The organism is Pseudomonas sp. GL-RE-26, assembly GCF_019956275.1.
Lineage (GTDB): Bacteria > Pseudomonadota > Gammaproteobacteria > Pseudomonadales > Pseudomonadaceae > Aquipseudomonas > Aquipseudomonas grandcourensis.
Window position 1 is genome coordinate 59865 of the sequence record NZ_JAHBDI010000044.1, and the last position, 15004, is coordinate 74868.

The window sequence follows — 15004 nt, forward strand, 5'->3', positions numbered from 1 at the left end:
TGTTAGCTGCCGCACGTTACAGATAGAGCAGTGGGCGCCGACAAATGGTTTTCGAGGTGGCAAAAAGGGGGCCAAGCCCCCTTTTTGCTTACTGAGTCAACGCCAAGGCGTCAATTACTCAGCTGCAGCCTGAGTTTCTTCAGCTGCGAACTCTACAGTGCCGCCGGCAACATTGTTGCGACCACGGATAACAGCGTCAGCCATCGAACCCATGTACAACTGGATAGCGCGGATTGCGTCATCGTTGCCTGGGATGATGTAGTCAACGCCTTCCGGGCTGCTGTTGGTATCGACTACGCCGATAACAGGGATGCCCAGCTTGTTGGCTTCGGTGATCGCGATGCGCTCGTGATCAACGTCGATAACGAACAGAGCGTCTGGCAGACCGCCCATGTCCTTGATACCACCCAGGGAACGATCCAGCTTTTCCAGGTCACGAGTGCGCATCAGCGCTTCTTTCTTGGTCAGCTTGGCGAAAGTACCGTCTTCGGCTTGAACTTCAAGGTCACGCAGACGCTTGATGGAAGCACGGATGGTTTTGAAGTTGGTCAGCATACCGCCCAACCAGCGGTGATCGACGTACGGCGAACCGCAACGTGCTGCTTCTTCAGCAACGATCTTGCCAGCGGAACGCTTGGTGCCGACGAACAGAATCTTGTTTTTGCCCTGGGCCAGACGCTCTACGAAAGTCAGAGCTTCGTTGAACATTGGCAGGGTTTTTTCAAGGTTGATGATGTGAATCTTGTTACGCGCGCCGAAAATGTACTTGCCCATTTTCGGGTTCCAGTAACGGGTCTGGTGACCGAAGTGCACACCGGCCTTCAGCATATCGCGCATGTTGACTTGGGACATGATAGTTCCTTAATAAGTCGGGTTTGGCCTCCACGTATCCCAATGACCAACCAGCAGCATCAGCTGAAGGCACCCAGGTCATCGTGTCGACACGTGTGTGGATTTAGGCTTTACGGGACATCCCCGGAAAGCGGCGCATTTTATACCACAAGGCAGGGCAAAACGGAACCCGGATTCTGAAATCCTGGCGAGCGTTTTGCTCCATCCCTTGGAATCCGCCAAGAATGCACCATTCTATAGAGAGAAGCGATGCACACAGGCGCAGATTTGCACTGATCGTCTGGTAGAATCGCATTTTTCAGGGCTGCGAAAATCCATCGCGAAACGCCCTTTCCGTTTAGAAAGCGCCGCCTGGCGCAGAGAGAGCCTGTATGACCGTCACCCTCAAAACCCCCGAGGATATTGCCAAAATGCGTATCGCCGGCAAACTGGCCGCCGATGTGCTGGAAATGATTGCCGAATACGTCAAGCCAGGCGTTACCACCGATCAACTGAACCAGATCTGCCATGACTACATCGTCAATGAGCAGAAAGCCATCCCTGCCCCGCTCAACTACAAGGGCTATCCGAAGTCGATCTGCACCTCGATCAACCATGTGGTCTGCCACGGCATCCCGAACGACAAGCCGCTCAAGGATGGCGACACCCTGAACATCGACGTCACCGTCATCAAGGACGGTTTCCACGGCGACACCAGCCGCATGTTCCACGTCGGCAACGTGCCGGTCTGGGCCGAACGCCTGTCCCAGGTGACCCAGGAATGCATGTACAAGGCGATCGAGATCGTCAAACCCGGCTGCCGCTTGGGCGACATCGGCGAAATAATCCAGAAGCACGCGGAAAAGAACGGTTTCTCGGTGGTTCGCGAATTCTGCGGCCATGGTATCGGCAAGGTATTCCACGAAGAACCGCAGATCCTGCACTACGGCCGCGCGGGCACCGGCATGGAACTCAAGGCTGGCATGACCTTCACCATCGAGCCGATGATCAACCAGGGCCGTGCCGACACCAAGGTACTGGGCGACGGCTGGACCGCAATCACCAAGGACCGCAAGCTCTCGGCACAGTGGGAACACACCCTGCTGGTGACCGAAACCGGCTACGAGATCTTCACCCTGCGCAGCGATGACACCATCCCTCGCGTTTCGGCCTGATCCCGTTACCGTACATCGCCTATAGAAAGGAAAGCCAATCGATGCCGCAGGTGGATCCCGAACTCTTCGACCGCGGCCAGTTCCAGGCTGAACTGGCCCTGAAGGCAAGCCCGATCGCGGCCTTCAAGAAGGCGATCCGCCAGGCCCGCGAAGTGCTCGACACGAGGTTTCGCAACGGCCGGGACATTCGCCGGCTGATCGAGGATCGCGCCTGGTTCGTCGACAACATCCTGCAAAAGGCCTGGGAGCAGTTCAGCTGGAGCGAGGACGCCGACATCGCGCTGGTCGCGGTCGGTGGCTACGGCCGTGGCGAATTGCACCCTTATTCCGATATCGATTTGCTGATCCTGCTGGACAGCGCCGACCACGAGGTTTTCCGCGATTCCATCGAGCGTTTTCTGACGCTGTTGTGGGACATCGGCCTGGAGGTCGGTCAGAGTGTTCGTTCAGTCGATGAATGCGCCGTCGAGGCCCGCGCCGACCTGACGGTCGTCACCAACCTGATGGAAAGCCGCACCATCGCCGGCCCCGAGCATCTGCGCCAGCGCATGCTGGACGTCACCGGCACCGGGCACATGTGGCCGAGCAAGGACTTCTTCCTGGCCAAGCGTGCCGAACAAAAGGCTCGCCACCACAAGTACAACGACACCGAATACAACCTGGAACCCAACGTCAAAGGCTCCCCCGGCGGCCTGCGGGATATCCAGACGATACTGTGGGTGGCCCGTCGCGAGTACGGCACCCTGAACCTGCGGGCACTGGCTGGCGAAGGATTCCTGGTCGAGAGTGAAAACGCCCTGCTCGCCTCCTCCCAGGAGTTCCTGTGGAAGGTTCGCTATGCCCTGCACATGCTGGCCGGCCGCTCCGAAGACCGCCTGCTGTTCGATCACCAGCGCACCATTGCCGGGCTGCTGGGCTTCAAAGGCGACGACGCCAAGCAAGCCATCGAAAACTTTATGCAACAGTATTATCGGGTGGTGATGAGCATCGCCCAGCTCAGTGACCTGATCATCCAGCACTTCGAGGAAGTCATCCTCGCACCGGAAGACGAATCACCACCGCAGCCGATCAACTCGCGCTTCCAGTTGCATGACGGCTACATCGAGGCACGCAACGACAACGTCTTCCGCCGCACCCCATTCGCCATGCTCGAAATCTTCGTGCTGATGGCCCAGCAGCCGGAAATCAAGGGCGTGCGCGCCGACACCATTCGTCTGCTGCGGGAACACCGCCACCTGATCGACGACGACTTCCGTAACGATATTCGCAACACCAGCCTGTTTATTGAATTGTTCAAATGCAAGATCGGCATCCACCGCAACCTGCGGAGAATGAACCGTTACGGCATCCTTGGACGCTATCTGCCCGAATTCGGATTCATCGTCGGGCAGATGCAACACGACCTGTTCCACATCTATACGGTCGATGCCCACACACTGAACCTGATCAAACACCTGCGTAAGTTGCAGTACACCCAGGTGTCGGAAAAATTCCCGCTGGCCAGCAAAACCATGGGCAAACTGCCCAAACCCGAGCTGATCTACATGGCCGGCCTGTACCACGACATCGGCAAAGGCCGGCATGGCGATCACTCGGACATCGGCGCCGTGGATGCCGAGGCCTTTTGCCAACGACACCAACTGCCCACATGGGATAGCCGCCTGATCGTTTGGCTGGTGCAAAACCACCTGGTGATGTCGACCACCGCCCAGCGCAAGGACTTGTCCGACCCGCAGGTGATCCACGATTTCGCCCAGATCGTCGGCGACGAAACCCGCCTCGACTACCTGTATGTGCTGACCGTCTCCGACATCAACGCCACCAACCCGACCCTGTGGAACTCCTGGCGCGCCAGCCTGCTGCGCCAGCTCTACACCGAGACCAAGCGCGCCCTGCGTCGCGGCCTGGAGAACCCGGTGGATCGCGAAGAGCAGATCCGCCAGACACAGAGCGCCGCCCTGGATATCCTGGTGCGCGGCGGCACCGACCCGGACGATGTCGAGCAGTTGTGGGCGCAGTTGGGTGATGACTATTTCCTGCGTCACACCGCCGGCGACGTCGCATGGCACAGTGACGCGATCCTCCAGCAACCGGCCGACGGCGGGCCACTGGTGCTGATCAAGGAAACCACCCAGCGCGAGTTCGAAGGCGGTACACAGATCTTCATCTACGCCCCGGACCAGCACGACTTCTTTGCCGTGACCGTGGCCGCGATGGACCAGCTCAACCTGAACATTCACGACGCCCGGGTCATCACCTCCAGCAGCCAGTTCACCCTCGACACCTATATCGTGCTCGACACCGACGGCGACTCGATTGGCGATAATCCGGCGCGGGTCAAACAGATCCGCGAAGGCCTGACTGAAGCCCTGCGCAACCCGGACGACTACCCGACCATCATCCAGCGTCGGGTGCCGCGTCAGCTCAAGCATTTCGCCTTTGCACCACAGGTGACGATCCACAACGACGCCCAGCGCCCAGTGACGGTTCTGGAACTCACGGCGCCCGACCGCCCGGGCCTGCTGGCGCGGATTGGCACGATTTTCCTGGAGTTCGATCTGTCGTTGCAGAACGCCAAGATCGCCACCCTCGGCGAGCGCGTGGAAGACGTGTTCTTCATTACCGACGCCAACAATCAGCCGTTGTCCGACCCTCTGCTGTGCAGCCGCCTGCAGGACGCGATCGTCGAACAACTGAGCGTCAACCAGGAACCTGATATCAAACTGTCGCGCATCAGCATCTGAATCAACACATATCCCCCCTGTGGGAGCGCCTGTGGCGAGGGGGCTTGCCCCCGTTTAAGTGCTTAGCACTCACAAGATCTTTGGTAAATCAGAGAATTTGGGGCAGCTTCGCAGCCCAACGGGGGCAAGCCCCCTCGCCACAAGCCCGCTCCCACATTGAACGAGGCCCCCGATGAACAACGCTCTGTCCCAGCTCCAGCCCTACCCGTTCGAGAAACTCCGCGCCCTGCTCGGCAGCGTGACGCCGAACCCGGACAAGCGTCCGATCGCGCTGTCCATCGGCGAGCCGAAACACCGTTCGCCAAGTTTTGTCGCCGAGGCCCTGGCCAGCAATCTGGAAAAAATGGCCGTGTACCCGACCACCCTCGGTATCCCGGAGCTGCGTGAAGCCATCGCGGCCTGGTGCGAGCGTCGTTTCGATGTCCCCAAGGGCTGGATCGACCCGGCGCGCAACGTGCTGCCGGTCAACGGTACCCGCGAGGCGCTGTTCGCCTTCACCCAGACCGTGGTCAACCGTGGCGATGACGCGCTGGTGGTCAGCCCGAACCCGTTCTACCAGATCTACGAAGGCGCGGCGTTCCTCGCCGGGGCCAAGCCGCATTACCTGCCTTGCCTGGACGAAAACGGCTTCAACCCTGATTTCGACGCCGTGTCGCCGGACATCTGGAAACGCTGCCAGATCCTGTTCCTGTGCTCGCCAGGCAACCCGACCGGCGCCTTGATTCCAGTGGAAACCTTGAAAAAGCTGATCGCCCTGGCCGACGAATACGACTTCGTGATTGCCGCCGATGAGTGCTACAGCGAACTGTACTTCGACGAACAAACCCCGCCGCCAGGCCTGCTCAGCGCCTGCGCGGAACTGGGTCGAAAGGACTTCAAGCGTTGCGTGGTGTTCCACAGCCTGTCCAAGCGCTCGAACCTGCCGGGCCTGCGCTCGGGCTTTGTGGCCGGTGATGCCGACGTCCTCAAGGGCTTCCTGCTCTACCGCACCTACCATGGCTGCGCGATGCCGGTTCAAACCCAACTGGCCAGCGTTGCTGCGTGGAATGACGAAGTGCATGTGCGCGCCAATCGGGCGCTGTACCGCGAGAAGTTCGATGCGGTGCTGGAAATCCTCAGCCCAGTCATGGACGTACAGCGTCCGGATGGCAGTTTCTACCTGTGGCCGAATGTCGCCGGTGACGACGCGGCGTTCTGCCGTGACCTGTTCGAACAGGAGCACGTGACCGTGGTGCCGGGTTCTTACCTGTCGCGGGATGTCGATGGCGTCAATCCGGGTGCCGGGCGCGTGCGCATGGCATTAGTTGCACCGCTGGCAGAATGTGTCGAGGCTGCCGAGCGTATTCGCGCGTTCATCCAGCGCCGGTAACAGCCAGGTTTACTTCACCTGGCCAAGCTTGGCCTCACTCAGATCCAGCTCCCCCAACACCTCACGCAACACGTCATCACCAATCTGGTGATGACGACTGAGGCTATACAACTCAAGGCGTTGCGCCCGCAGCGCCTTCAAGCGCAAACGCCGTTCCAGCAAGTCCATCTGAAACGCCAGGGCTTGCGCCTCAGCGGAATCGTTGAATACCTCCAATTGATGCCGATACTCGGACATGATTCGCGCCTTGAGCTCAGCGGCCAGCGCGGATTGAGCTGCGTCCTGCGGGTTGACCTCTTCTGTCTCAAGCGCATGAATGGCCGCCTCGGCGGTCTTGCGCCAGGCGTCGCGCACTTCATTGCGCCGCTTGTCGTCCGGGCTGGCTTCTATGCCACGCAACAACAGTGGCAGCGCGATGCAGGCCGCAATCAACGACAGCAGAATCACCCCGGCAGCAATAAAGATCAGCAAGTCGCGTTCGGGAAATGCATCGGAGCCCATCAATATCGGCACCGACATAACTCCCGCCAGCGTCACGGCCCCGCGCACGCCGCCGACAGTCAGTAACCAACAGGAACGCGCGCTGGGCACCCGGGTTATCTCAGCCTTGCCACGCCAACGCCGCACAAAAATGGACAGCCGCCAGATGCTTTGCACCCAGACGAACCGCAAAGCCAGCAGCACCAGGAAAATCGCCACCACGTCCAGCCCGCGATACAGCAACGTCGGCCATAGTGAGGTTTCGTGACTTGCCACCGCCTTGATGATGTCCGGCAACTGCAAACCCAACAGCAGGAAGATCAAACCGTTGAAGGCGAACTCCAGCAGCGACCAGACACTTCGATTGAGCAAGCGCGTGTTGGTCTGGCGCGGCAGCAGGTCGAGCCAGCTCTGCATCATCCCCGCCGCCACCGCGGACAGGATGCCCGACACTTCCATGCGCTCGGCCAGCACATAGGCCGCAAACGGCAGCAGCAACATGAACACCACATGCGTCGCCGGATCATCCCAGCCCCGCGCGATCATCCACGCCCGCAGACGGCCGACCAGCCAGCTCAGGGCCACCCCGACAGCCAGGCCACCCACCGCGACCAGTACGAACGTCAGGCTGGCATTGGCCAGCGAGAACACGCCGGTCACCGCCGCCACCAGGGCAAATTTGAATGTCACCAGGCCTGATGCGTCGTTCATCAGCGCCTCACCCTGCAGGATGTGCATCAAAGGCGTGGGCAGTCGATTGCGGGAAATGGCCGACACCGCCACCGCATCCGTCGGCGACAGCACGGCCGCCAGGGCGAACGCCACCGGCAACGGCACACCGGGCAGCAGCCAATGAATGAAATACCCGGCGCCGACCACGGTGAACAGCACCAGGCCCACTGCCAGGGTCAGGATCGGGCCGCGCAAGTGCCAGAATTCGCGCTTGGGCATGCGCCAGCCGTCGGAGAACAACAGTGGCGGCAGGAACAGAAACAGGAACAGTTCGGGATCGAGGGCTACATGCAGGCCGAGCGTCGGCCAGGCAAGCAAGGCTCCGGCGGCAATCTGCACCAACGGCAACGGCAGCGGAACCACCCGTCCGATCAGGCGCGAAACGCCGACCAGCATCAACAGGATCAGGACGGTGTAGGCGGTTTGCATAAAGCGGGATTCCCGGGCAATCGACAGCATTGAAGTGCCATATTAGCCGCTTAGACTACCGGTGGCCCTTGCACCTATGTCGCACCCTGAACGCGCCAATCCCTGCGGGAGCGAGCTTGCTCCCACAGGTTTTGCGTTTTAACTCAATGCACATGGCATAATCCGTCACCTTTACATTTACGGCACCTGCAAAGGGGGCAATTCCTTGACCGTTTCAAGCAAAACGTTGCACCTTTTCGGCATCAAAGCCTGCGACACCATGAAAAAGGCGCGCACCTGGCTCGATGAACACGCTGTCAGCTATGACTTTCATGATTACAAATCGGTCGGTATCGACCGTGAACACCTGACCCAATGGTGCAGCGAGCACGGTTGGGAAGTGGTGTTGAACCGTGCAGGCACGACCTTTCGCAAGCTCGACGACGAACGCAAAGCCGATCTCGACCAGACGAAAGCCATCGAACTGATGCTCGCACAACCCTCGATGATCAAGCGCCCGGTGCTCGATCTCGGTGACCGAACCCTGATTGGCTTCAAGCCAGATATCTACGCGGCCGCGCTCAAGTAAGCAGCCCGTTCAATTTTGTTAGAGGTATACACATGTCCACTACCCTGTTCAGCCTGGCCTTCGGCGTCGGCACTCAAAACCGTCAAGGCGCATGGCTGGAAGTGTTCTACGCCGCCCCGGTACTCAAGCCATCGGCTGAAGTCCTCGCCGCTATCGCACCGATCCTGGGCTACACCGAAGGCAATCAGGCCATCGCGTTCAGCACCGCCCAGGCCTCGCAACTGGCAGAAGCGCTGAAAAGCGTCGACGCTGCCCAGGCTGCCCTGCTGACCCGCCTGGCCGAGAGCCACAAGCCGCTGGTTGCCACCTTGCTGACCGAAGACGCCCAGCTGTCGTCCACCCCTGAGGCCTACCTCAAGCTGCACCTGCTGAGCCATCGCCTGGTCAAGCCGCACGGCCTGAACCTGGCCGGCATCTTCCCGCTGCTGCCAAACGTGGCCTGGACCAGCCAGGGCGCGATCGACCTGAGCGAACTGGCCGAACTGCAACTCGAAGCCCGCCTGCGCGGCGAGCTGCTGGAAGTGTTCTCGGTGGACAAGTTCCCGAAAATGACCGACTACGTGGTTCCGGCCGGCGTGCGTATCGCTGACGCTGCGCGCCTGCGCTTGGGCGCTTACGTGGGCGAAGGTACCACCGTGATGCACGAAGGCTTCATCAACTTCAACGCCGGCACCGAAGGCCCGGGCATGATCGAAGGCCGCGTATCCGCTGGCGTATTCGTCGGCAAGGGTTCGGACCTGGGCGGCGGCTGCTCGACCATGGGCACCCTGTCGGGCGGCGGCAACATCGTGATCAAGGTTGGCGAAGGCTGCCTGATCGGCGCCAACGCCGGTATCGGTATCCCGTTGGGCGACCGCAACACCGTCGAGTCGGGCCTGTACGTGACCGCTGGTACCAAAGTGGCGCTGCTGGACGAGAACAATCAGCTGGTCAAAGTGGTCAAGGCCCGTGAACTGGCTGGCCAGCCGGACCTGCTGTTCCGTCGCAATTCGGAGACCGGTGCCGTGGAATGCAAAACCCACAAATCGGCCATCGAACTGAACGAAGCGCTGCACGCTCACAACTAAGCGTTACACGATCACCTGTGTAGGAGCGAGCTTGCTCGTGAAAAACGTAAGGGCAACGCGGTTATTCAGATAATGCGCGTTTTCGTTCACGTCCATCGCGAGCAAGCTCGCTCCTACAGGGGTCTGGCGTACGCCCGCCCATGTTCACCAGGGCCGAACAACATGATGATTCTCTCTCCATGGCGTGCCGATTTTCCGGCCATCGCCGCCCTGCAACGGCAAGACCAGACCTATCTGGACAACGCCGCCACCACGCAAAAACCTCAAGCCCTGCTGGATGCCCTGGCGCACTACTACGCCAACGGCGCGGCCAACGTGCATCGGGCGCAGCATTTGCCCGGCGCCCACGCCACCCAGGCGTTCGAGGACAGCCGCCGCAAAGTCGCACAATGGCTCAATGCTGGTGATTGCGGGCAGATCATCTTTACCCACGGCGCGACGTCCGCGCTGAATCTCCTGGCCTACGGCCTGGAACATCTTTTCAATCCGGGCGACGAGATTGTCATCAGCGCCCTGGAGCATCACGCCAACCTGCTGCCCTGGCAGCAACTGGTGCACCGTCGCGACCTGAAACTGGTGATCCTGCCGCTGGATGCCGACGGCGTGATCGACCTTGAAGCCGCCGCCGGTTTGATCGGCCCACGCACGCGTCTGCTGGCCGTCAGTCAACTGTCCAACGTGATTGGTGCGTGGCAGCCGCTGCCTGAATTACTGGCACTGGCCAAGGCGCACAACGCCCTGACCGTGATCGACGGCGCCCAGGGCGTGGTCCATGGCCGTCACGACGTGCAAGCGTTGGGCTGCGATTTTTACGTGTTCTCCAGCCACAAACTCTACGGCCCCGATGGCCTGGGCGTGCTGTTCGGGCGCAATACCGCGCTGCAACAACTGCGTCCCTGGCAGTTCGGCGGCGAAATGGTGCTCGATGCCAATTACCACGACGCACGCTTTCGCCCGGCACCGTTGGGTTTCGAAGCCGGGACACCGCCGATTGCCAGTGTGATCGGCCTGGGAGCGACCCTGGATTACCTCGCCGGGCTCGATCAGAACGCCGTGTCCGCCCATGAAGCGGCGCTGCATGCCTGCCTGCTCAAGGGCCTTGAGGCGCGCAATGGCATTCGCCTGTTGGGCAAACCACAAGTGGCACTGGCCAGTTTCACCGTCGAAGGTGTGCATAACTCCGATCTTGCGCATTTGCTGACTGAACAAGGGATCGCGGTGCGTGCCGGCCATCACTGCGCGATGCCGCTGCTCAAACGCTTTGAGCTGGCCGGAGCGATTCGGGTGTCGTTGGCGCTGTACAACGACTCCGAAGACCTGGAGCGGTTCTTTGAAGCCCTGGATCAGGCGCTGGAGCTATTGCGATGAACCTGCCCGTCGATGCCGTGACAGCACTGGACACCTTTCAGAAAGCGGCCGGCTGGGAACAACGCGCACGCCTGCTGATGCAATGGGGCGAGCGCCTGCCGGCGTTGAGTGATGCGCAGATGTGTGATGCCAACCGGGTGCACGGCTGTGAAAGCCAGGTGTGGCTGGTGGGCGAATTGCGCGATGGCCACTGGCAATTCAGCGCCAACAGTGATGCACGGTTGATTCGCGGGTTGGTGGCGTTGCTGCTGGCGCGGGTCAACGGCTTGTCCGCAGCCGAGTTGCAGCAGGTGGATTTGCCGGACTGGTTCAATCAGTTGGGGCTGGGGCGGCAGTTGTCCGAGTCTCGTAGCAATGGCTTGAATGCGGTGCTTCAGCGGATGCGGGAGTTGGCTCAATAAAGGGGCTGCTTCGCAGCCCATCGCGAGCAGGCTCGCTCCTACAGGGGAACGCATTCCAATGTGGGAGCGAGCCTGCTCGCGATGGGGCCATCAGCCTTACAGATCAGACCTGCGGTTTGACCCGCTCCGCCGGCCGCCGCACACCCGCCACAATCTTGTCCACAGCCTTGGTCGCTGCGACCATGCCAAACGTCGCCGTCACCATCATCACCGCGCCAAACCCGCCGGCACAGTCGAGCTTCACCCCATCACCGACAAAACTCTTCTGCAGGCAAATGCTGCCATCCGGTTTCGGGTAGCGCAGTTGCTCGGTGGAAAACACGCACGGCACGCTGTAGTGGCGGGTCACGGTGCGTGAGAAGCCGTAGTCGCGGCGCAGCGTAGAACGCACTTTCGACGCCAACGGATCGTTGAACGTGCGATTGAGGTCGCAGACCTGGATCAACGTCGGGTCAATCTGCCCGCCCGCGCCGCCGGTGGTGATGATCTGGATCTTGCGGCGCTTGCACCAGGCGATCAGCGCGGCCTTGGCGTTGACGCTGTCGATGCAGTCGATCACGCAGTCGATGTTCGGCGTGATGTACTCGGCCATGGTGTCGCGGGTAACGAAGTCCGGCACCGCGTGCACCGTACAGTCCGGGTTGATCCCGCGCAGACGCTCGGCCATCACCTCGACCTTGGGCTTGCCCACCGTGCTGTCCAGCGCGTGCAACTGGCGGTTGGCGTTGCTGACGCAGACGTCATCGAGGTCGAACAACGAAATCTCGCCCACACCACAACGAGCCATGGCTTCCGCCGCCCAGGAACCGACGCCACCGACGCCGACGATCGCCACATGGGCCGCTTTCAGGCGCTCAAGGCCTTCGATGCCATACAAACGGGCGATGCCAGCAAACCGCGGATCTTCTGTACTCATGACCATTACCCCAAAAACCGGCGCGCATTATAGGGCTGTCGGCGCCCAAGAGCATCATTGCGCTATGAACGGGCAACATCCACGAAAACCACGTCGAACAAAGATTTGCCTTACACGCTCTAACGAAAGAACTTAAACCGACTTGGATTGCCCAATGTCCGGCAATTCCCTGTCCGCTGTACGACCAGAGAATGCCCGGTGTAGGATGCGCGCCCCTTGGCGACCGCCAACCGTTCCTTCGTTCCACAGTCTTTGGAACCCGAAATAACTATGTCATCGCGTAAATTTGGACTCAACCTGGTCGTGGTGCTCGCCATCGCTGCCTTGTTTACCGGCTTCTGGGCGCTGATCAACCGCCCGGTCACCGCCCCCAACTGGCCTGAACAGATCTCCGGCTTCTCGTACTCGCCATTCCAGCAGGGTCAGTTCCCGCAGAAAGACCAGTACCCGACCGACGATCAAATGCGTCGCGACCTGGAGATCATGAGCAAGCTGACGGACAACATCCGCATCTACTCGGTCGATGGCACCCTGCAAGACATCCCGAAACTGGCGGAAGAGTTCGGCTTGCGGGTCACCCTGGGGATCTGGATCAGCCCGGACCAGGAACGCAACGAACGGGAAATCACCCGCGCCATTGAAATCGCCAACTCCTCGCGCAGCGTGGTTCGTGTGGTGGTCGGCAACGAAGCGATCTTCCGCAAGGAAATCACCGCCGCCGAACTCAGCGTGTTGCTCGACCGTGTACGTGCCGCCGTCAAAGTACCGGTCACCACGTCCGAACAGTGGCACGTCTGGGAAGAGCACCCCGAACTGGCCAAGCACGTCGACCTGATCGCCGCGCACGTCCTCCCGTATTGGGAATTTATCCCGGTGGACAAGGCACAGCAGTTCGTTCTGGACCGTGCCCGCGACCTGAAAAAAATGTTCCCGAAAAAGCCGCTGCTGCTGTCCGAAGTGGGCTGGCCGAGCAACGGCCGCATGCGCGGTGGCGCCGACGCCTCACCGGCAGACCAGGCGATCTACCTGCGAACCCTGGTCAACAAGCTCAACCGCCAGGGCTTCAACTACTTCGTGATCGAAGCGTTTGACCAGCCGTGGAAAGCCAGCGACGAAGGTTCCGTCGGCGCCTACTGGGGCGTGTTCAACGCCGCGCGCCAGCAGAAGTTCAACTTCGAAGGCCCGGTGGTCGCGATTCCGCAATGGCGCGTGTTGGCCATTGGTTCGGTGGTATTGGCGCTGTTGTCGCTGACCCTGCTGATGATCGACGGCTCGGCCCTGCGCCAGCGTGGCCGTACCTTCCTGACCTTCACTGCGTTCCTGTGTGGTTCGGTGCTGGTGTGGATCGGTTACGACTACAGCCAGCAATACAGCACCTGGTTCAGCCTGACGGTGGGCTTTTTGCTCGCCCTTGGTGCGCTCGGGGTGTTTATCGTGCTGCTGACCGAAGCCCATGAACTGGCCGAAGCGGTGTGGGTGCACAAGCGCCGGCGCGAGTTCCTGCCGGTGGAAGGCGATTCCAGCTACCGCCCGAAAGTGTCGATTCACGTGCCCTGCTACAACGAGCCGCCGGAGATGGTCAAACAGACCCTCAACGCCCTGGCCAATCTCGACTATCCGGACTTCGAAGTCCTGATCATCGACAACAACACCAAGGACCCGGCGGTCTGGGAACCGGTGCGCGATTATTGCGAAACCCTCGGCCCGCGCTTCAAGTTCTTCCACGTGGCACCGCTGGCCGGCTTCAAGGGCGGCGCGCTGAACTACCTGATCCCGCACACCGCCAAAGATGCCGAAGTGATCGCGGTGATCGACTCCGATTACTGCGTGCACCCGAACTGGCTCAAGCACATGGTGCCGCACTTCGCCGACCCGAAAATCGCCGTGGTGCAGTCGCCGCAGGATTACCGCGACCAGAACGAAAGCACCTTCAAGAAGCTCTGCTACGCGGAATACAAAGGCTTCTTCCACATCGGAATGGTCACTCGCAACGACCGCGACGCGATCATCCAGCACGGCACCATGACCATGACCCGTCGCTCGGTGCTCGAAGAACTGGGTTGGGCCGACTGGTGCATCTGTGAAGATGCCGAGCTTGGCCTGCGGGTATTCGAGAAAGGCCTGTCGGCGGCGTATTACCACACCAGCTATGGCAAGGGCCTGATGCCCGATACCTTCATCGACTTCAAGAAGCAGCGTTTCCGCTGGGCCTACGGTGCGATCCAGATCATCAAGCGTCACACCGCCAGCCTGCTGCGCGGCAAGGACACCGAGCTGACCCGTGGCCAGCGCTACCACTTCCTCGCGGGCTGGTTGCCGTGGGTGGCAGACGGCATGAACATCTTCTTCACCGTCGGCGCGCTGTTGTGGTCGGCGGCGATGATCATCGTGCCGCAACGGGTCGATCCGCCGCTGCTGATCTTCGCAATCCCACCATTGGCGCTGTTCGTGTTCAAGGTCGCCAAGATCATCTTCCTCTACCGTCGTGCGGTTGGAGTGAATCTGAAGGATGCCTTCTGCGCGGCGCTGGCCGGTCTGGCGTTGTCCCACACCATCGCCAAAGCGGTGCTGTACGGCTTCTTCACCAGCAGCATTCCGTTCTTCCGTACACCGAAGAATGCCGACAACCACGGCTTCTGGGTGGCGATTTCGGAAGCCCGGGAAGAGATGTTCATCATGCTGCTGTTGTGGGGCGCTGCCTTGGGGATCTTCCTGGTGAACGGCATGCCGAGCAACGACATGCGTTTCTGGGTGACCATGTTGCTGGTGCAGTCGTTGCCATACTTGGCGGCGCTGATCATGGCGTTCCTGTCGTCGCTGCCGAAACCGACCGCCGAGCCTGAAACGGCACCTGTCGTCTAAATCTGCGCGGATGCACTAAACGGCGGCCAATGGCCGCCGTTTTGCTTTAAGATAAGCGCCAT

At 60.6% G+C, this 15004-nt stretch carries 11 protein-coding genes; 8 read left to right on the forward strand and 3 right to left on the reverse strand.

Annotation, left to right across the window (positions count from 1 at the left end; genetic code table 11):
* Positions 1-114: 114 nt before the first annotated feature.
* A complete protein-coding gene (gene rpsB / locus KGB07_RS22450) occupies positions 115-852 on the reverse strand; it encodes a 30S ribosomal protein S2 (RefSeq protein WP_008052780.1) in 738 nt (245 codons plus the stop codon).
* Positions 853-1223: 371 nt separating this feature from the next.
* Between rpsB and map the strand changes: the two genes are divergently transcribed.
* The 3 genes from map to dapC all read left to right on the forward strand — a co-directional run bounded on the left by map (position 1224) and on the right by dapC (position 6119).
* Complete coding sequence (map, locus tag KGB07_RS22455) at positions 1224-2006, forward strand: type I methionyl aminopeptidase (protein ID WP_057716174.1); 783 nt, start codon at positions 1224-1226, stop codon at positions 2004-2006.
* 41 nt (positions 2007-2047) lie between these two features.
* Positions 2048-4750 carry a [protein-PII] uridylyltransferase gene (locus KGB07_RS22460; RefSeq protein ID WP_223466573.1) on the forward strand — a complete coding sequence of 901 codons (2703 nt, stop codon included), beginning with the start codon at positions 2048-2050 and terminating at the stop codon, positions 4748-4750.
* A 172-nt stretch (positions 4751-4922) separates the two neighbouring features.
* Positions 4923-6119 (forward strand): succinyldiaminopimelate transaminase, encoded by a 1197-nt coding sequence (dapC, locus tag KGB07_RS22465; RefSeq protein WP_046041114.1) that lies wholly within the window; start codon positions 4923-4925, stop codon positions 6117-6119.
* 9 nt (positions 6120-6128) lie between these two features.
* Here the strand turns inward: dapC and KGB07_RS22470 are convergent, their stop codons facing one another.
* On the reverse strand, positions 6129-7760 hold the full coding sequence (locus tag KGB07_RS22470; protein WP_046041282.1) for a Na+/H+ antiporter: 1632 nt from the start codon (positions 7758-7760) through the stop codon (positions 6129-6131).
* Positions 7761-8019: 259 nt separating this feature from the next.
* On the opposite strand from KGB07_RS22470, the gene KGB07_RS22475 reads away from it, so the two are divergent.
* The 4 genes from KGB07_RS22475 to KGB07_RS22490 all read left to right on the forward strand — a co-directional run bounded on the left by KGB07_RS22475 (position 8020) and on the right by KGB07_RS22490 (position 11164).
* Positions 8020-8328 carry an arsenate reductase gene (locus KGB07_RS22475; protein ID WP_259674438.1) on the forward strand — a complete coding sequence of 103 codons (309 nt, stop codon included), beginning with the start codon at positions 8020-8022 and terminating at the stop codon, positions 8326-8328.
* Between the two features lie 32 nt (positions 8329-8360).
* The gene (gene dapD, locus KGB07_RS22480) at positions 8361-9395 is read left to right on the forward strand and encodes a 2,3,4,5-tetrahydropyridine-2,6-dicarboxylate N-succinyltransferase (protein WP_046041111.1); all 1035 of its coding nucleotides are present in this window, start codon (positions 8361-8363) and stop codon (positions 9393-9395) included.
* 162 nt (positions 9396-9557) lie between these two features.
* Entirely contained in the window at positions 9558-10763 is a 1206-nt protein-coding gene (locus tag KGB07_RS22485; RefSeq protein ID WP_046041109.1) for an aminotransferase class V-fold PLP-dependent enzyme, read from the forward strand.
* The gene (locus KGB07_RS22490) at positions 10760-11164 is read left to right on the forward strand and encodes a SufE family protein (RefSeq protein WP_046041106.1); all 405 of its coding nucleotides are present in this window, start codon (positions 10760-10762) and stop codon (positions 11162-11164) included. The genes KGB07_RS22485 and KGB07_RS22490 overlap by 4 nt, the downstream gene beginning before the upstream one ends.
* A 103-nt stretch (positions 11165-11267) precedes the next feature.
* On the opposite strand, the gene tcdA is transcribed toward KGB07_RS22490, so the two are convergent.
* Positions 11268-12086, reverse strand: a complete 819-nt coding sequence (gene tcdA, locus KGB07_RS22495; protein WP_046041104.1) for a tRNA cyclic N6-threonylcarbamoyladenosine(37) synthase TcdA — start codon at positions 12084-12086, stop codon at positions 11268-11270.
* 264 nt (positions 12087-12350) lie between these two features.
* Here tcdA and KGB07_RS22500 point away from each other — a divergent pair, with 264 nt between their 5' ends.
* Complete coding sequence (locus tag KGB07_RS22500) at positions 12351-14942, forward strand: glycosyltransferase (RefSeq protein ID WP_046041103.1); 2592 nt, start codon at positions 12351-12353, stop codon at positions 14940-14942.
* Positions 14943-15004 lie beyond the last annotated feature (62 nt).

Bases quoted from the DNA above. Each gene is read 5' to 3' on its own strand.
- KGB07_RS22470 (WP_046041282.1), bottom strand. From the start codon at position 7,760: ATGCAAACCGCCTACACCGTCCTGATCCTGTTGATGCTGGTCGGCGTT.
- KGB07_RS22500 (WP_046041103.1), top strand. From the start codon at position 12,351: ATGTCATCGCGTAAATTTGGACTCAACCTGGTCGTGGTGCTCGCCATC.
- KGB07_RS22475 (WP_259674438.1), top strand. From the start codon at position 8,020: ATGAAAAAGGCGCGCACCTGGCTCGATGAACACGCTGTCAGCTATGAC.
- KGB07_RS22490 (WP_046041106.1), top strand. From the start codon at position 10,760: ATGAACCTGCCCGTCGATGCCGTGACAGCACTGGACACCTTTCAGAAA.
- KGB07_RS22460 (WP_223466573.1), top strand. From the start codon at position 2,048: ATGCCGCAGGTGGATCCCGAACTCTTCGACCGCGGCCAGTTCCAGGCT.
- tcdA (WP_046041104.1), bottom strand. From the start codon at position 12,086: ATGGTCATGAGTACAGAAGATCCGCGGTTTGCTGGCATCGCCCGTTTG.
- map (WP_057716174.1), top strand. From the start codon at position 1,224: ATGACCGTCACCCTCAAAACCCCCGAGGATATTGCCAAAATGCGTATC.
- rpsB (WP_008052780.1), bottom strand. From the start codon at position 852: ATGTCCCAAGTCAACATGCGCGATATGCTGAAGGCCGGTGTGCACTTC.
- dapD (WP_046041111.1), top strand. From the start codon at position 8,361: ATGTCCACTACCCTGTTCAGCCTGGCCTTCGGCGTCGGCACTCAAAAC.
- KGB07_RS22485 (WP_046041109.1), top strand. From the start codon at position 9,558: ATGATGATTCTCTCTCCATGGCGTGCCGATTTTCCGGCCATCGCCGCC.
- dapC (WP_046041114.1), top strand. From the start codon at position 4,923: ATGAACAACGCTCTGTCCCAGCTCCAGCCCTACCCGTTCGAGAAACTC.